The organism is Planococcus sp. TJ-301 (assembly GCF_058268475.1).
This window is the reverse complement of sequence record NZ_JBZDOH010000004.1, coordinates 135,405-152,143: the sequence shown is the minus strand read 5'-3', so window position 1 is coordinate 152,143 and position 16,739 is coordinate 135,405. Positions and strand designations below refer to the sequence as shown.

At 47.4% G+C, this 16,739-nt stretch carries 17 protein-coding genes, 1 riboswitch and 1 other annotated feature (1 of these 19 only partly in view); of the genes, 3 read left to right on the top strand and 14 right to left on the bottom strand.

The features are described 5' to 3' along the window. Positions 1-25 precede the first annotated feature (25 nt). Positions 26-130, bottom strand: a riboswitch (SAM riboswitch). Between the two features lie 47 nt (positions 131-177). The 7 genes from AC4EHJ_RS15510 to AC4EHJ_RS15480 all read right to left on the bottom strand — a co-directional run bounded on the left by AC4EHJ_RS15510 (position 178) and on the right by AC4EHJ_RS15480 (position 7,290). Continuing rightward, a complete protein-coding gene (locus AC4EHJ_RS15510) occupies positions 178-489 on the bottom strand; it encodes a thioredoxin family protein (protein ID WP_490976510.1) in 312 nt (103 codons plus the stop codon). Between the two features lie 6 nt (positions 490-495). After that, positions 496-834, bottom strand: coding sequence for a toprim domain-containing protein (locus AC4EHJ_RS15505; RefSeq protein WP_490976509.1), 339 nt, complete (start codon positions 832-834; stop codon positions 496-498). Positions 835-905: 71 nt separating this feature from the next. Next, complete coding sequence (gcvH, locus tag AC4EHJ_RS15500) at positions 906-1,286, bottom strand: glycine cleavage system protein GcvH (RefSeq protein ID WP_490976508.1); 381 nt, start codon at positions 1,284-1,286, stop codon at positions 906-908. Between the two features lie 79 nt (positions 1,287-1,365). Beyond that, positions 1,366-1,719, bottom strand: coding sequence for an arsenate reductase family protein (locus AC4EHJ_RS15495; RefSeq protein ID WP_490976507.1), 354 nt, complete (start codon positions 1,717-1,719; stop codon positions 1,366-1,368). A 163-nt stretch (positions 1,720-1,882) separates the two neighbouring features. After that, on the bottom strand, positions 1,883-3,664 hold the full coding sequence (locus AC4EHJ_RS15490) for an acyl-CoA dehydrogenase FadE (protein WP_490976506.1): 1,782 nt from the start codon (positions 3,662-3,664) through the stop codon (positions 1,883-1,885). A 40-nt stretch (positions 3,665-3,704) separates the two neighbouring features. Continuing rightward, a complete protein-coding gene (locus AC4EHJ_RS15485) occupies positions 3,705-4,877 on the bottom strand; it encodes an acetyl-CoA C-acetyltransferase (protein ID WP_490976505.1) in 1,173 nt (390 codons plus the stop codon). 28 nt (positions 4,878-4,905) lie between these two features. Further along, a complete protein-coding gene (locus tag AC4EHJ_RS15480; RefSeq protein WP_490976504.1) occupies positions 4,906-7,290 on the bottom strand; it encodes a 3-hydroxyacyl-CoA dehydrogenase/enoyl-CoA hydratase family protein in 2,385 nt (794 codons plus the stop codon). A 208-nt stretch (positions 7,291-7,498) separates the two neighbouring features. Here AC4EHJ_RS15480 and AC4EHJ_RS15475 point away from each other — a divergent pair, with 208 nt between their 5' ends. The 3 genes from AC4EHJ_RS15475 to AC4EHJ_RS15465 all read left to right on the top strand — a co-directional run bounded on the left by AC4EHJ_RS15475 (position 7,499) and on the right by AC4EHJ_RS15465 (position 9,111). After that, the gene (locus tag AC4EHJ_RS15475; protein ID WP_490976503.1) at positions 7,499-7,819 is read left to right on the top strand and encodes a thioredoxin family protein; all 321 of its coding nucleotides are present in this window, start codon (positions 7,499-7,501) and stop codon (positions 7,817-7,819) included. A 274-nt stretch (positions 7,820-8,093) separates the two neighbouring features. Beyond that, positions 8,094-8,558, top strand: coding sequence for an STAS domain-containing protein (locus AC4EHJ_RS15470; protein WP_490976502.1), 465 nt, complete (start codon positions 8,094-8,096; stop codon positions 8,556-8,558). Between the two features lie 37 nt (positions 8,559-8,595). After that, a complete protein-coding gene (locus AC4EHJ_RS15465) occupies positions 8,596-9,111 on the top strand; it encodes a C39 family peptidase (RefSeq protein WP_490976501.1) in 516 nt (171 codons plus the stop codon). Here the strand turns inward: AC4EHJ_RS15465 and AC4EHJ_RS15460 are convergent. The 7 genes from AC4EHJ_RS15460 to AC4EHJ_RS15430 form a co-directional block, all read right to left on the bottom strand. After that, complete coding sequence (locus AC4EHJ_RS15460; RefSeq protein WP_490976500.1) at positions 9,095-9,994, bottom strand: 5'-3' exonuclease; 900 nt, start codon at positions 9,992-9,994, stop codon at positions 9,095-9,097. The two genes, AC4EHJ_RS15465 and AC4EHJ_RS15460, sit on opposite strands and share 17 nt — an antisense overlap. Positions 9,995-10,077: 83 nt before the next feature. Further along, complete coding sequence (locus tag AC4EHJ_RS15455; RefSeq protein ID WP_490976499.1) at positions 10,078-11,574, bottom strand: glycine betaine uptake BCCT transporter; 1,497 nt, start codon at positions 11,572-11,574, stop codon at positions 10,078-10,080. A 232-nt stretch (positions 11,575-11,806) separates the two neighbouring features. Beyond that, complete coding sequence (locus AC4EHJ_RS15450) at positions 11,807-12,877, bottom strand: aldo/keto reductase (protein ID WP_490976498.1); 1,071 nt, start codon at positions 12,875-12,877, stop codon at positions 11,807-11,809. A gap of 115 nt (positions 12,878-12,992) precedes the next feature. Continuing rightward, positions 12,993-13,907: a helix-turn-helix transcriptional regulator gene (locus AC4EHJ_RS15445; protein ID WP_490976497.1), complete on the bottom strand. Its 915-nt coding sequence runs from the start codon at positions 13,905-13,907 to the stop codon at positions 12,993-12,995. Positions 13,908-13,926: 19 nt separating this feature from the next. Continuing rightward, positions 13,927-14,244: a MazG-like protein gene (locus tag AC4EHJ_RS15440; RefSeq protein WP_490976496.1), complete on the bottom strand. Its 318-nt coding sequence runs from the start codon at positions 14,242-14,244 to the stop codon at positions 13,927-13,929. Between the two features lie 15 nt (positions 14,245-14,259). After that, entirely contained in the window at positions 14,260-14,823 is a 564-nt protein-coding gene (locus AC4EHJ_RS15435; protein ID WP_490976495.1) for a DNA-3-methyladenine glycosylase I, read from the bottom strand. Between the two features lie 421 nt (positions 14,824-15,244). Next, positions 15,245-16,498, bottom strand: a complete 1,254-nt coding sequence (locus AC4EHJ_RS15430) for an MFS transporter (RefSeq protein ID WP_490976494.1) — start codon at positions 16,496-16,498, stop codon at positions 15,245-15,247. Between the two features lie 57 nt (positions 16,499-16,555). Further along, positions 16,556-16,739, bottom strand: a binding site (T-box leader) (it continues 74 nt past the right edge of the window).

Below are 16,739 nucleotides of genomic sequence, written 5' to 3'. Positions count from 1 at the left end.
GGGTAACTTAAAAAGTTGAACCGATCTCTCATTTCCCGAAGTTTCAGCTTCGCGTGACTTGGCACCATTTCATTTTCATGACGGTTGCCGGGCTTCATAGGGCACTTCCCTCCACCACTCTTAATAAGAGTAACGATATTTAATTAATTTCAGAAATTTAATTTACCATGCCTGGATTTATACGTCAACTGATTTTAACTTTCCATACAGATAAGGTACGGATTGGAACGCGTAAATCTTTTCTTTCAGCTGTCCATTTTGCGTGATGAGCAGGCATGGGACGCTTTCCACTTGATACAGCGAAGCGATTTCCTGCACATAGTTCAAGTTTGCTTTTCCCATTGGCAGATCCGGTACCAGTTCCTGCACGACCTCCAGCATTTTCGAAGCAATCTGGCAAGTTCCGCACATCGGCGCATACAGGTAGTAAGCAGCCACGTCGTTTGTATTTTTCTCTTTCAGCCATTCTTTATGTGTCCATTCATTCATGCGGTTTCATCCCTCAGCTATAAACTTATTGACTTGAACGTTTGCTGATATCAGTATATCCATCAGGATGCGGATAGGTGTAGCAGCTACTTCTTTGTAGCTCGGGTTGATATAGAAATGGCGGGCTTCCGGAAACTCGCGCTTCACCAGTTTGCGCAGCTTCTCGCCTGATTTGTCCGCGTCCACCAATATGATGATATCCATTTCTTCAAACGGCAGCAGCAATTCTTCAAGCCTTGTTGCACTTACTGTACCATTTGTACAAAGAATCGTCACGGGTTCTGCAATAAGCGGCGCTATCCTCACTTTATCGCTGATTCCTTCCACCACAATCACTTTTTCCATAAAGCAACACCTCGCTCGGAAAGTATGTCCAGAATTGTGTATAAAAAAAGCGCCACAAAGGCGCTTTGGAATTACTCGTTGATCATTTCTTTGTATTGCTCAGCTGTCATCAATTCGCCCAATTCAGCTTCGCTAGGGGATTCGATTACCACCATCCACGCATTTTCATAAGGGGATTCGTTAACAAATTCCGGGCTATCTTCAAGCTCACTGTTTACTTCCAGTACTTTTCCGCTGATTGGAGCGTAAAGTTCAGAAACAGTTTTAACAGACTCGACACTGCCGAAAGGCTGGTCTTTTTTCAGTTCGTCACCAACTTGCGGCAATTCGACAAAAACGATATCTCCAAGTTCAGCTTGTGCAAAATCAGTAATGCCGATCCGTGCTGTCGCGCCTTCTACCTTGACCCATTCATGCTCTTTTGAATAACGAAGTTCTAGTGGTGTACTCATCGAAAACCCTCCATATTATGTAGTTTACTCATATCTAAGTTTGACATAAACAAATCGGAAATACAAGAAATCAATTGCTCTATCTCCAGCTGGACTCAAAGTCCTGTTCTTTGAACCCGAGTGTCACTTTGCCGTAGCCGTAAGCCAGCGGACGTTTAATGAGCATGCCGTCAGAAGCCAGCAATTCCAACTGTTCTTCTTCGCTCATTTGGGGCAACTTGTCTTTCAAGCCAAGCTCGCGGTATTTCATGCCACTTGTGTTGAAAAACTTCTTCAAGTCGACTCCGCTCGCTCCATAAATTTCGCTGAGCTGCTCTTTTGAAGGCGGTGCTTCCGCAATATTGATCTCGTTGTATTCAATCCCTTGGTCGTCCAGCCATTTTTTCGCTTTTCGGCAAGTTGTGCATTTCGGATATGCGTAATAGGTAATCAAGAAAAATCCTCCTTTTTTTCCAAGCTTACCAAATCGCGGGCGCTGCGTCGATGTAAAATACTCCCTTCGCTTGTGCCTCCCGAATAACGCAAAAAGAGGATTAGGCCCCCTGCCCAATCCTCTTTTCGTTTTCAGGCTCACCGAATGAGCCTGTTGGTCCCTATTACACCACGTATTTTTCTGCTTCGACCAATTTGACTGCCGCTTCGCGTTTTTTCGCGATAACGTTGTATGGCGTCGAACGCGTTAATTTGCGCAATGCAGAAAGCATCATGCGCTGGTTGTCGCCTTCGATTGCTGCGATCAATGTTTCTTTCGCGTCTTTCTCGATCTTATCGAATGCTTCCTGGCAATAAATCTGCGTGTACAGCAATTTCTGCTGCGCTTTTACTTCGCCTGATGCCGCAATTGCTTTCTCTGTGCGGAGAACGACAGATTCCATCGCGAAGACATTGCTGACGATGTCGGCGATGTTCACGAGAACTTCCTGCTCCTGCTCCAATTTCGTGCCGTATGTCTGCGCCGCTAAGCCGATTGCCAACAAAGCGATTTTCTTCGCGTTTCGGACAAGATATTTTTCCTGCGCCAAAGCTTCTGTGCCCACTTCTTCTGGCATCATCATCAGCAATTCTTCTTGCAACTTCTGTGCGTGCTGAAGTAGCGGAAGCTCACCTTTCAATGCTTTGCGCAATAACGTACCCGGAACCAGCAAACGGTTGATTTCATTCGTTCCTTCAAAAATGCGGTTGATGCGGGAATCGCGGTAAATGCGCTCGATTTCGTATTCCTGCATAAAGCCGTACCCGCCGTGAAGCTGAACGCCTTCGTCAACGATGTAATCAAGCGTTTCTGTGCCGAAGAATTTATTCAACGAACATTCAACTGCAAATTCAGCGATTGAATCGGCCACCAATTTGCCGTCAGCCTGCTGCTCATCCGTGAAATCACTCATGCGGTCTTCGAACAAACCGACTGTGCGGTAAACCGAACTTTCTACAGCATATAAGTGAGAAGCCATCGTCGCCAATTTTTCGCGAGTCAAGTTGAACGATGAAATCGGCGTCTTGAATTGCTGGCGCTGATTTGTATAAGGAATCGTGATTTCCATCGCGCGTTTTGAAGCTCCGATTGTGCCCACTCCCAATTTGTAGCGGCCAATGTTCAGGATGTTAAACGCAATGATGTGCCCGCGCCCTGCTTCGCCCAAAAGGTTTTCCACAGGCACTTGCGCGTCTTCTAAGATCAATGTGCGTGTAGATGAAGATTTGATGCCCATTTTCTTTTCTTCCGGTCCGACTGAAACGCCGGCATAAGCACGTTCAACGATGAACGCTGAGAATTTATCGCCATCAATTTTCGCATATACCACAAAGACGTCAGCAAAACCGGCATTGGTAATCCATTGCTTTTCCCCGTTCAGCACATAATGCGTGCCAGCTTCGTTCAAGCGAGCAGTTGTTTTTGCGCCCAATGCGTCTGACCCTGAACTCGGCTCAGTCAATGCATAAGCAGCGATCATTTCGCCTGTCGCCAAGCGCGGCAAATATTGCTGTTTCTGCTGATCGTTGCCGAAAAGGACGATTGGCAATGAACCGATGCCGACGTGTGCGCCGTGCGTGATTGAAAATCCGCCGGCTTTCGACATTTTTTCAGCAATTAATGCTGAAGCGATTTTATCAAGTCCAAGTCCGCCGTATTGTTCTGGAACGTCTGCTCCTAGCAGGCCAAGATCGCCAGCTGATTTCAGCAAGCGCACGGAATGTTCAAACTCGTGGTTTTCCAATTTTTCCACGACAGGCATTACTTCGGTGTTGACGTAATCCTCGGTCGTTTTGGCAATCATTTTATGTTCTTCTGTAAAATCTTCTGGTGTGAAGACACGGGAAAGGTCTGCCTCTTCGATAAGGAAACTGCCGCCTTTGATCAATGTTTTTTCTTGTTCCATTGTGAATTCCTCCTTGTTTTTATTGGTTCACTGTTAATTTCTATAGCATTTCAAAGACGCCTGCTGCGCCCATTCCACCGCCGATGCACATCGTCACTACGCCGAATTGCTTGCCTTGGCGCTTCAATTCACTCATCATGCGGATGGTCAAAATCGACCCTGTTGCGCCCAACGGATGCCCAAGGGCAATTGCTCCGCCGTTGAAATTCACTTTATCGATGTCGATGCCGAGGTTGCGGACAACAGCCAGCGATTGCGAAGCGAAAGCTTCGTTCAATTCCCAGACGTCGATGTCGCTGATTGACAAGCCGGCCAGTTTTAAGGCTTTCGGAATTGCCACGATCGGGCCGATGCCCATGACTTCAGGCGGAACCCCGCCTGTCGCGAATGAACGGAATTTAGCCAAAGGCTTAAGCCCAAGCGCTTCCGCTTTTTCCCGGTCCATTACCAATAATGCGCCTGCACCGTCAGATGTCTGCGACGAATTCCCAGCTGTCACCGAGCCGCGGGCAGAAAAGGCTGCGCGCAATTTGGCCAAGCCGCCGATGTTCGTGCCGTCGCGCACACCTTCGTCCATCTTGAACATGAACGTTTTTTCCTGGTATTTATTGTTTTCATCGACAAATCGTTTGGTCACTTCGACCGGCACGATTTCGTCATCGAATTTGCCAGCTGCAATTGCTGCACCCGCTCGCTCATGCGAACGGACGGCAAATGCGTCCTGGTCTTCTCGGCTGACGCCGTATTGGTTTGCTACTTGTTCAGCTGTATGGCCCATACTCATGTAGTACTGGGGTGCCGTTTCCGCCAATTTTGCGTTGGGGCGGATGACATTGCCCATCATTGGCACCATGCTCATCGATTCGACTCCGCCAGCGATGACCGCTTCCGCAGAGCCGACCATGATTTTCTCGGCAGCATAGGCAATCGACTGTAAACCTGACGAGCAAAAACGGTTGACTGTCACTGCCGGCGTTGTATCCGGCAAACCTGCCAATGCACCGATGTTGCGGGCGATGTTCATACCTTGCTCCGCTTCCGGCATTGCACAGCCCATGATCAAATCATCTATCGGACCGTCATAGCCTGCCCGGTTCAATGCTTCCCGCACTACCAATGCGCCGAAATCATCCGGCCGCACAGTCGCTAAAGAGCCTTTTTTCGCTTTTCCGACCGGTGTTCTTGCTCCGGCCACGATTACTGCTTCGCGCATTTCTTTTTCCTCCTTTAATATCAAGCTATTAGTTCCGGAGCGGTTTGCCTTTGACCAGCATATGCTGCATCCGTTGTTGTGTTTTCGGCTTTGACACCAGGTTCAAGAACGCTTCACGCTCCAAATCGAGCAGGTATTGCTCGTCCACCAATGTGCCGTAAGGAAGCTTTCCTCCTGATAGGACATGTGCCAATTTTTTTGCGATCTTCAAATCATAATCGGAAATATAGCCTGAGATGTGCATTCCTTCTGCGCCCAGCAAAAGCGTTGCATAGCCTGGTTCGCCAGTGACTGGCACTTTTTCGCGTACTGGCGCCTGATAGCCATTTTCATATAAATTAAGCGCAGCTTGTTTGGCGTCATGGATCAAGTGATCGCTGTTGACGCTGATGCCGTCTGTAAAGTTCAAGAAGTTGGTGTCGCGCGCTTCTTCAGCGGATGTCGAGACTTTCGCCATCGCAATCGCTTCGAATACGTTGCTTGCAACGTTTTGGTAATCAAATGTCACGCCATGCGGCAAGCCTTTCAAATGCTTGATATATAGTTCTTTGTTTCCGCCGCCGCCAGGGATCAGCCCGACGCCTGCTTCCACAAGCCCCATATACGTTTCCATTGAAGCTTGGATATGCGCTGCATGCAGCGCCACTTCCGCACCGCCGCCTAGCGTCATGCCAAACGGTGCGACGACAACAGGCTTCGAGCTGTATTTGATCTTCATTAACGCGTTTTGGAATGTTTTGATCGTAAAGTCCAGTTCGAAAATATTGTCGTCCTGAGCCTCCATTAAAATCATCCCCAAGTTCGCGCCGACGCAGAAGTTCTTGCCTTGGTTGCCGATGACGAGCCCTTTATGGTTTTTCTCTACTTCATCGACTGCGTAATTGATCATCTGCATGATGTCCAAGCCGATTGCGTTTGAGCGTGAGTGGAACTCAAGCAGCAGAATGCCGTCACCGAGGTCAATCAAGCTAGCGCCCGAATTCGACTTCAAGACGCCGTGCTTTTTCTTAAAGCGCTTCAAGTCGATCACTTTGCTGTTGACCGGCACTGCCGTGTAATCTGTGCCATTGAAGAAATAAAGGTCGCCTTTTTCTTCTTTATAGAAGCTTTCATTGCCGCTATCAAGCAAGCTTTGTGCGAACGCTGGAATCACATGTCCTTCATCTGCCATCTTAGCGGCCGATTCGCGCACACCGATTGCGTCCCATATTTCAAACGGCCCTTGTTCCCAGCCGAAGCCCCATTTCATGGCGTTGTCGATGGCAACGATGTCATCAGCGATTTCACCATGCAATTGAGCGGAATAGCGCAATGTCGGAGCCAGCAAGTTCCACAGCAATTCGCCTGTGCGGTCGTTTGCGTAAACAAGCATTTTTACTTTTGCGTTCAAGCCTTTTTGCTGCTTCGCCATTTCCTGTGAAGGCGTTTTTAAATTTCCGGCTGACCGGTATTCCAAGGTTTCCGGATCAAGCTCCAGGATTTCTTTATCTTTCTTCAAGAAGAAGCCTTGCCCCGATTTTGCGCCGAGCCAGCCGTTCTCCACCATTTTCTTCATAAAAGCAGGTGCTTCGAATACTTGCTGTTCTTCACCGGTCGTTTGGTCGTAGACATTTTTCGCAACGTGCATGAATGTATCGAGCCCGACAACGTCCAAAGTACGGAATGTCGCTGATTTCGGACGGCCGATCAATGGCCCAGTCACTGAATCCACTTCGCCGATTGAATAGCCGCGGTTCTGCATTTCGCGCACCGCTACCAGTAAACCGTATGTGCCAATGCGGTTGGCGATGAAGTTTGGCGTATCTTTTGCTTCGACAACGCCTTTGCCTAAACGGTCTTCACCGAAATCTTTCATAAATTGGAGCACTTCCGGAGATGTCATTTGGGCCGGAATCACTTCAAGCAACTTCAAATAGCGCGGCGGGTTGAAAAAATGCGTGCCGAGGAAATGCTTAGCAAAGTCTTCCGTGCGCCCTTCCGCCATCGCGTTGATGCTGATGCCGGATGTATTGGACGAGATAATCGTGCCGGGTTTCCTTACTGCATCTAATTTTTCGTACAATGATTTTTTGACATCCAGGTTTTCGACAATGACTTCAATGATCCAGTCCACGTCTTTCAGTTTATCCAAATCATCTTCCAAGTTTCCTGGTGTGATTAGCTGAAGGTTCTTTTTCGCTGCCAAAGGCGCCGGTTTTTGTTTCAGCAATTTCTGCACTGCTGTAGCAGCAATGCGGCTGCGCACTTGGCGATTTTCCAAAGTTAAGCCTTTTGCTTGCTCTTCTGTTGATAATTCACGCGGAACGATATCCAGCAATAAAACCGGAATTCCGATATTTGCAAGGTGTGCCGCTATGCCCGATCCCATGACGCCGGAACCGATGACGGCCGCTTTTTTAATTTGGTATGCCACTCGAAAACCCTCCCAGTATTTTTTGAATGAATCCTCATTCATTTTTTAAGTAAAAAAAATAGAACGTTCTCTATGTCCTTAGTTTAAAGTATTTTTTCTATTTTCGCAATATTTAATCGTTAGAAATTTCCTGGACCTTGAGATTAATTTCTTTTCGAAAGACAATCTGCAAGGTACACTGATTAAAGATTAATTAGGAGGAGATTTTATGAAACCCATTACAACGAACGAGCAATTCAACGAAATCATCGGCGGCACGGAGCCGGTCATCGTCAAATTCCAAGCTGGCTGGTGCCCTGACTGCACGCGCATGGATATGTTCATCGACCCGATCATCGAGGAATTCAATCAATATCAATGGTTTGATGTAAACCGCGACGAGCTTCCGGAGCTTGCTGACAAATACGACGTCATGGGTATCCCGAGCTTGCTGATTTTCAAAAACGGTGAAAAAACAGCCCACCTCCACAGTGCGAATGCCAAATCCCCTGAATCCGTGACAGATTTTTTGTCCAGCCAGGAAAAATAAAAGTCTACTAAAGTGATTACGGAATTCGCTATTCCGGGCTGTCGAGAAATTCTCGGCAGCCCTTTTCATTTCGCTCCTAAGCCCTTCTATGTATCGAAGCTAGTGCACCGATATAGAAACAAAGACAAGGGCATATGTTTAGCGGGTCTGTTTTGCAGAGTATCAGTAAGCTGAAACCTTGTATTCTGAAACCTGGTTTCCTGCGTTACGTATAGTGCATCATTTGGCTGTATTTAGGATATAATAGAAGCAAACATATACATTGAGGTGTCTCATGGAACAAACTAAAGAAATACAAGAATTGAAGAAACTAGTTGCGCATTACGAAAAAGTCATACACAATATGTCCGCGCCGATCATCCCGTCGATTTTGTCAAACACCATTTTGGTGCCGATTGCCGGCTTCATCTTCCGTGGCCGCTTTGAAACGATCCGCTCAAAAGTGCTCGAATATGCTGAGAAACACCGTGAAACCGAACGTGTGATTTTTGATTTTACCGGTGTCCGCATGGAAGACGTAGAGTCGTTTGACTACAATGAGCTGGCGAACGAATTGACGCATTTGAACAGTGCCTTAAAGTTGATGGGCCTTCGCCCAATTTACGTCGGCTTCAATCCACGCTTCGTGCGGGAAATTGTCCACGCTGGCATTCAAGTGGAACTTGAAGTCTACACGACATTCCGGGCTGCTTTGAAAAACTTGTTGACTGAAACGGAACGAAGCCTCTCTTCCCTATAAAGAGAGCTTACATTACTCCCGGCTGGAGGCTGTGCTGATGAAAATTCTCATCCCTTTTAACGGCATGTCGCAATATGACCCGGAAATTGATGCGAAATGGCAAGGTTCTGCGTGCGGGCCTGTCACAGCGGCAGCCATTCTCCGCCATCATGAAAAAAAAGACTGGAACGCCGGTGAGCTATACGGCGCGCTTGGCACGACACGCATCGGCCTGTTCACATGGCGCCTCGTCCGGAAGTTTATCAAACTGACCGCCGGCCGCTATCGCATTGAAAAGATCCATTCGGTTGAAGAAGCGAAAAAAGAACTAGCGGCTGGGCGTCCTCTCGCGATGAAGTTTGACCGCTGGTTTTCGTTTAACTGGTTTTCAAAACCGCTTTTCAATTACCATTGGGTTCCGCTGATCGGCTTCGAGGAGCGGGAAAATGATTTGATCTTGTATTTCCACGACAACGGAAAAAGAAACCGCCCCAGCAGATTGCAGGCGGTTTCTTATGAAAAGAACCGGAAGTTTTTGACTTTCGTCAAAATCGTTCCTATTCAAATGGATTGACTGGCAGCACGCTTTTCTCCAATTGCCGCGCCAGCAATTTCAGTTCCTGGCCGTCGAAGAGCTGAACGTGGTCGTTTGTGTAATTCGGTACCGTAATTTCATCCAGCGACACATCGAGCGGAATATCGCATTTAATGACCGCCAATTCCTTAGATAGCAGCAGCATATCCTTATGCTCTTCTATCTTTTTCTTTTGGGCTGGTTTTAATTCATCCAAGGCATCCAGTACGCCGTCAACAGATTCGTATTTCTGGATTAACTGCAGCGCAGTTTTCGGTCCGATGCCTTTAACGCCAGGATAGCCGTCGCTGGCATCTCCCATGAACGCTTTGACGTCGGCGAATTGGCCTGGCTCAATGCCATACTCTTCTTTGAACCGGATCTCTGTGTAGACATCATAGACATGGAAACCTTTTTTCATGAAAGCAATCTCCACTGAAGGATTCAGTAATTGCAGCATGTCCTTGTCCCCTGTGATAATGGTGAACTGCGCTTTGCCTTCCCATTGCTTCGTGAACGAGCCGATAAAATCATCCGCTTCGATTCCTTTTTCGCCGTAATTCATCCAGCCAAGCTCCTCGGAGACTTTCTTCGCTAAATCGAATTGGTGCAGCATATCATCCGGCGGCGCCGGGCGGTTCGATTTATACCCCTCGAACATATCTGTGCGGAACGTATGAGCGCCCATGTCCCAGCACACGGCCATATGGGTCGGCTTCATCATCGTTTTCGCTGCCAGTACATGGCGGGCAAAGCCTTGCACTGCATTCGTTGCAAGCCCTTCTGACGTTCGGAAATACTGCCCGACCGCAGATGTTGCAAAAAAAGAGCGGAACAACAGCGCCATGCCGTCAACTAATAAAACATGCGGTTTTTCATTCACAAGATTTCCTCCATTCGTTAAAAACACTTTCTCTATTATACACGCTTAAAAAGCAAAAAACCGCCGAAGCGGCGGTTTTCGTTTTAGCGTTTTCTTTTTGTTGCTTTGTAATCCAGTGTAACTGCTTTGTAGAATGATACCATCATCATCAGCATGATGAACGAGAACGGGAATGCGGCGATGATCAGCGCAGTCTGCAGGGCATCCAAGCCACCTGCAGAAAGAAGGATCACAGCGATCAGCGACTGGGCGATTCCCCAAATCAATTTGATCGAATTGGCCGGATTCAACGAACCGTTCGTGGACTGCATCCCTAAGACGAATGTCGCAGAGTCTGCAGAAGTGATGAAGAATGTCGTAATCAGCATGACGGCAATGATCGACAAGATAATGCCCATCGGCAGTTCATTGAATACCCCAAAGAGCACTTCAGATGTCAGCAAGCCCGTCAAATCGACGCCGCTATTTTGTACATCCATAGCCGTAGAGCCGAAAGCCGCGAACCAGATGAAACTGATTATAGTCGGGATCAATAAAACCCCAACGAGAAATTGTCGAATTGTCCGCCCTCTTGAAATGCGGGCGATGAAAATCCCTACGAATGGCGACCATGATATCCACCATGCCCAGTAAAAGATGGTCCAGCCATCAATCCACGCGCGGTTCTCGCCATCAACCGGTGCTGCGCGGAAACTCATACCCATCAGATTCTGGAAGTATGCTCCAAAGGAATCTGTGAACGTATTTAAAATCAATAAAGTCGGTCCAAGAATAATGACCAAAGCAAGCAAGACAATGGCCAGCACCATATTGGTGTTGGACAAGTACTTAATTCCTTTGCTTAATCCGCTCCATGCAGAAATTAAGAACAATACCGTGATAACGGCAATGATGATTAGCTGCACGGTAAAGTTGTTACTTGGGATTCCGTCGATCAAGAAGGACAAACCTTCATTGATCTGCACGGTCCCGAATCCAAGCGTAGTAGCTACGCCGACCGCTGTTGCAAATACAGCAATAACGTCGACTGCAACACCAAGTGGCCCGTTCATTTTATTGCCGAAAATCGGTTTTAACGTCGCGGAGATTAATCCGGGTTCGCCTTTTCGGAACTGGGAATACGCTAGCGACAATGCAACAACTGCGTAAATTGCCCAAGCGTGAATGCCCCAATGGAAAAAGGTGAAACGCATGGATTCCCGGAACGCTTCTATTGATCCAGGCTCTGCGGTAGCGGGGTCAATCGCGAAATGGGACAGCGGTTCAGCCGCTCCCCAGAAGACGAGCCCAATTCCCATGCCTGCTGAAAAGAGCATTGCAATCCATGAACCAAACGAAAATTCTGGTTTGTCGGTGTCTTTCCCCAATCGAATCTGGCCCATTGGGCTGACTAAGAAGAACAGACAGAACAATACCATTAGCGAAACAATTAATAAATAATACCAGCCGAACGAAGTTGTCAGGAATCCTTCTATATTCCCGGTAACTTCTGCAAAACTTCCTGGTGCTATCGCGCCGTAGGCAACTGCCAGAATGACAAGACCCAACGCTATCCAGAATACATTTGTTACTTTCTTCATATAGTACACCTCCTGATTTTTATCACAATTGTTCATGTTACGGAACATCAAAGCTATTGTCAAACCGTCTATACCTTAAAATTGCGGATGGCGCCGCTTACATGCACCGCTATCCGCATAAGCAAGCGGCTTAAAAAAATCGTCCCTTTTTTGTAAATGGAAGCTGTGGCAGCACCATAACAATAAGGACGATTTAATATGCGGCTAAAAGACGGGCCGGGAAGCTGTTCGATCAGTCTTCGATTCCCAACGTTTGTTTAAAGCTTTTCAAATACGGTATTTCAGACGGACTTCCCATCTCATATGAGCTCATCGCACGGTGCCAATGAGGATAAAGAGGTGCAGGCCGCGCCGTTTTTTCGATGAGATCATGCTCTTCCTGGCTCAGCTTGATATCAAACGATGCAATATTTTCTTTCAATTGCTCTTCGTTGCGTGCTGCGATAACAATCGGACCGACGTTCGGACGGTCACGCACCCATGCGTAGGCGATCTGCGGCACAGAGGCATTGTGGTTAGCCGCCACTGCTTCAAGCGCATCAATCACATCAAAGAGGCGCTCCTGATCCTGAATCCAAGGCTCCGGCCAGCCGGCGCCTTGGCGCGTATTCTCCGGTGCCTGTTTGCCGCGTCCGATTTTGCCATTCAGCAAGCCTTCGCCGAGCGGACTCCAAATCATCGAGCCCACACCAAGCTCACTTCCTGCCGGCAGCAATTCGTATTCCGCTTCGCGCGCTTCCGGTGTGTAATAGATTTGCTGTGTAATCGGCGGAATAAAGCCATCCCGTTCAGCGAGGGAAACCGTTCTTGCCATCGCCCATCCGCTGTAATTCGAAACGCCCCAATGGCGTATTTTGCCCGACTTCACCAGGCTCGTCATCGTTTCCACAGTTTCTTCAATCGGCGTGCGGCCGTCCCATAAATGCACAAAATACACATCGAGGTAATCCGTTCCAAGCCGCTCCAGCGATTGGTCGATGGACGTCAGGATATTATGGCGCGAAGCTCCGCGCGCATTCGGGTTGTCGCCAAGATGAAATCCTGTTTTCGACGTCAACAGCACGTCGTCGCGGCGCCCCTGTATCGCTGATCCCAGAACGCGCTCTGCATCGCCTTTTGAATAAAGATTCGCCGTGTCGAACATATTGATGCCCGCTTCAAGCGAGAGGTCCACCATGCGGCGCGCTTGATCATCTTTGATGTCGCCGGCTGCTTCAAAGCCGTTTGTCCCGCTGAACGGAACCGTTCCAAGTATATACTTCGGCACTCGCAAGCCTGATTTCCCTAAATTGATATATTCCATAATAGCCTCCTTCAAACGGATACATGCTTTTAAATGATCTATACAACTAGTAATTTACCCGCCAATCCTGCACGTAAAACGGCTTGACTGCTATTATTGAAACAATCATCGAACCTTAACTTTGCTTATTAAGCTTTTCACGGAAACTGTTCAATTCGTTGATCATCCTTACCCGCAAATGCTGCGGGCTGATTTCTTCTATTAAAGAACCGAACGACAGCAAGTAACTGACCAGCCAAGGTCCGTCCGGCAACTGAGCTTGAATTGAAAATGAACCATCTTCGTTTCTCTTAATTTCCGGTTCATCGAATTCATCGAATACGCGAAAAGCACCGCGGGAGGCAATCCGCAGCGTAACCCCTATCGACGAATGCGAAGCAGCCCCTTCCACATTGCCGATGCCATCTGTCACAGACTGCAGCATGAACGTGTTTTCGGTGACATTGGCTCTTAGGATGCGGCTGATTTTGAAAACGCGGAAATCGTTCCTTTCGACGCAAAATCCCAACAAATACCAGGAACTTTGTTTGAAAATCAATTGATAAGGCTCGACGCGCCGATCGGTTTTTTCACCTTTTGAACTGACGTAGGAAAACTGGAGTTCCTTTTGTTGGATGATCGAGTCCCGCAATAAGTGAAAAAGGCGTTTCTTTTCAGTCCCGCTGCCCCAGGGAGAAAAGTCGATGTCCAACCAGTTTGCCGTCCCCCGGTTGAAAAGGCGTGCAGCTTTGTCCAATATTTTTTCCGAATCGGGAAAATCCATCGCCGCTAACGCCTCTAATCCCGTTAGGATATCCGTTTGCTCAGCGTTCGTTAAAAAGGCCGAGTCCAGCACATAGCCTTCCAAGAGAGAAATCCCTCCACCTTTTCCTTTGCTGGCGTAGATGGGAATTCCGGCCCCGCTCAATACATCGACGTCGCGGTATATGGTGCGTGTTGATACCTCGAAATGCTCGGCTAATTCTTTCGCTGTGACTCTTTTTCGCTCCAATAAAAGATAAATGATCTCAAAATGCCGATTGACGGTCATAGCGAAGCCTCCTGAAGTATCATCCCTTTAGTTGTTGTTCTTTGTTCTGCAAAAACTGTTCCAGCGCTTGGCTGCTGTCCATTCCCATGCGCTCGGCCAAGACGGTCAACCACCACATCGATTCCCCGATTTTATGAAATAATTCAGGACTGGGGTCGCGGCCCGTTGGCCATCTTTCCTGCTGCGCCATTGCCAGACGCCCAATTAAAGCAGCATCGGTTAAAAATGCCAATGCATCTTCCTCTACCGACCATTCACTGCCGTGATGTTTTCTTTCAAGTCCATGATAAGCTTCTCTGATTGCCATCGAGCGGCTTGCTGCTTGTGTAAAGTCCATTTTAATCCTCCTCGTTTATAAATTGCTCGTATGAAAACGGCAAGTTCGTATATGGTCATCCACCATGCCGATCGCTTGCATAAAAGAATAGGCAGTGACCGGTCCGATGAATTTAAAACCCCGCTTTTTCAATGCTTTGCTGATTTCCACAGATAAAGGCGATTGCGCCGGGATTTGCTCATCGCTTTCCCAATTGTTGATGATCGGCTTGTGTTCTGTAAACTGCCAAAGAAAGTCAGCGAATCCATCAAATTCTTGCTGGATTTTCAATATGGCTTGCGCATTGCTGCGAACGGATTGCAATTTCGCCAAATGTTTGATGACGCCGTAATTGTCTTTGATATGGACCAGTTCCTCATCAGTCAGCTTGGCACAGTATTCAATATCAAAATCATGGAAGCCCTGCTTGTACCCTTCGCGTTTTGCGAGAACGATGCTCCACGACAATCCCGCTTGCGCCCCTTCTAATGACAGCATTTCAAAAATATAGCGATTATCATAGCTCGGCCTGCACCATTCTTTATCATGGTAGGCTTGCATCATTTCACTGCCTTGCGGCCATTTGCATTGATTTTCCACTTTCTGCACCTCTTTCGTCTTCATGAATTAACTGTACCATTCTAAATAAGACAACTGCATGTCATATTTAAACGGTGAATTTTTTCAGAGCTAAATTGTATGATTTCGAGTGAAAACAAGACTTTCATATATAAATCTTCTCTTTAAAGAAAAAAATGATATTCCTGAACTCCGTCAAAAATCGTTTTGTGCAGCCAATAATTCCAAAAGCGATTTGGTGATACGGTCAAAATTTGCCACAGCATTGATGTCGATCCAAGCAGCGTCGACAATATCTTCGTTCATTTCATTCTCTATATCAAGTGTTAATGTCTCGCCGGTAATTTCTGCAAGAAACGTATATTCTTGAAGAGTTTTCTAGAATAGCCTTTTTATCTCGATATCATAATCTCTTGCCCTTTTATCAATAAACCTTGTGCAATCATTTTGCTTCTTCCATTTCTGCCTCTTTCCAAAGATAAGCGCTGCTAGTCTCTTGTTTCACGCAAACTATAAATAACAGAATGGCGACTGCCAGCATGGCGAATACTGCACCGATCACAACGGGCTGTACGGAAATCACTTGCGCCGCCACACCTACAATTCCAGTAGCGATAATGATCAAAAAGGCTTTTGCTAAACTATAAATGCTGACGATCCTGCCCATTTCTTCGACAGGTATATTGTTCTGTGTAAACGTATGGAATCCTGTATTGGCAAAAGCCAGAGCAAATGCCAGGATGAAAAAACCGGTAGCTGCAACAGCGTATGAATTTGAATAGGCATAAACCAGATAACCCGCTGCCACCATCAAAGAACCGAAACCGATTTGCAAATAGGTCTTCAGCTTTTCAGCTAATAGTGCATTGACCACCGAACCCGCAATAATGCCGCCGCCCGCTATGCTGACCAAAAAGCCATATTCGCTGTCTGTCAGGAAAAGCACCGCTTTTGCAAATGAAGCTTCTTGCGAGTCGATGGCCGTCGCCATGACGACCATAAAGCTGAAAAGCATGAATACACGCATGGTTCGGCTTGATGTGCGGCTGAACTTCAGCACAATGCGCCAGTCTTCCCGGATTATAGACCATGACCCCTTGCCGCTAGCACGAGCAAGCGCAGCACCCTTCTCCAAATTCGGCATCCTGGTTAAAACGAACGCCGATAACAGCAACGCTCCTGCATTGATGTAAATCGCTGCAGTCGGCGTGCCAATCATAAACAGGATTCCTGCAATAGCTGGCCCGATCAAGAATGCGCCGGAATCGATCAAACTGCGCAGTGAATTGAAGCGCTGCCGCTTTTCCGCTGGGATTAATTTTGTAATATAGGCCATCGATGCGGGTTCAAACATCGCTCCCGCCATATTGATAACAAGAACGAGTGCATAAATCGCCCAGATTGAAGAAAAAAAAGGCAGCGTGGCAATCAGCAATGATCTGACAACATCAAGCGTGATCAGCATGTCCCGCTTGTTCATCCGATCAATGACACTGCCCGCCCACGTATTCGTCAATAGCGTCGCCAATGGTTTGACCATATAAAGTCCAGCAACTGCGAGCGGTGACTGTGTCATATTCAACACGATCAAATTCAATGCAATGAGGTAAACCCAAGCCCCAAAGTTTGATGTGCCAATACCGAATAACAGAAAGGCCGGGTATTTCCATGCTTCTAGTCTTCTTCTAAACGTCATCTCGAATTCCTCCCACCACAGATGTTAAAAAAAGATCCCGTCTCCAAGGCTATTTGCCTTGGGGACGAGATCTAACCGTGGTGCCACCCCTATTTGCGAATACGTCACCATATTCGCCTCATTCAGTACTGCTTAAAATCTGCGAATACCTTAGCCCGGTAACGGGAGCACCCGCCATAATATCCCCCACGTTGATCACAGGTTCCACCATGGTGCTCAGAGATTTGTTTCAACCACCCGC

Bases quoted from the DNA above. Each gene is read 5' to 3' on its own strand.
- AC4EHJ_RS15440 (WP_490976496.1), bottom strand. From the start codon at position 14,244: ATGGACTTTACACAAGCAGCAAGCCGCTCGATGGCAATCAGAGAAGCT.
- AC4EHJ_RS15510 (WP_490976510.1), bottom strand. From the start codon at position 489: ATGAATGAATGGACACATAAAGAATGGCTGAAAGAGAAAAATACAAAC.
- AC4EHJ_RS15470 (WP_490976502.1), top strand. From the start codon at position 8,094: ATGGAACAAACTAAAGAAATACAAGAATTGAAGAAACTAGTTGCGCAT.
- gcvH (WP_490976508.1), bottom strand. From the start codon at position 1,286: ATGAGTACACCACTAGAACTTCGTTATTCAAAAGAGCATGAATGGGTC.
- AC4EHJ_RS15485 (WP_490976505.1), bottom strand. From the start codon at position 4,877: ATGCGCGAAGCAGTAATCGTGGCCGGAGCAAGAACACCGGTCGGAAAA.
- AC4EHJ_RS15490 (WP_490976506.1), bottom strand. From the start codon at position 3,664: ATGGAACAAGAAAAAACATTGATCAAAGGCGGCAGTTTCCTTATCGAA.
- AC4EHJ_RS15505 (WP_490976509.1), bottom strand. From the start codon at position 834: ATGGAAAAAGTGATTGTGGTGGAAGGAATCAGCGATAAAGTGAGGATA.
- AC4EHJ_RS15445 (WP_490976497.1), bottom strand. From the start codon at position 13,907: ATGACCGTCAATCGGCATTTTGAGATCATTTATCTTTTATTGGAGCGA.
- AC4EHJ_RS15430 (WP_490976494.1), bottom strand. From the start codon at position 16,498: ATGACGTTTAGAAGAAGACTAGAAGCATGGAAATACCCGGCCTTTCTG.
- AC4EHJ_RS15475 (WP_490976503.1), top strand. From the start codon at position 7,499: ATGAAACCCATTACAACGAACGAGCAATTCAACGAAATCATCGGCGGC.
- AC4EHJ_RS15465 (WP_490976501.1), top strand. From the start codon at position 8,596: ATGAAAATTCTCATCCCTTTTAACGGCATGTCGCAATATGACCCGGAA.
- AC4EHJ_RS15455 (WP_490976499.1), bottom strand. From the start codon at position 11,574: ATGAAGAAAGTAACAAATGTATTCTGGATAGCGTTGGGTCTTGTCATT.
- AC4EHJ_RS15450 (WP_490976498.1), bottom strand. From the start codon at position 12,877: ATGGAATATATCAATTTAGGGAAATCAGGCTTGCGAGTGCCGAAGTAT.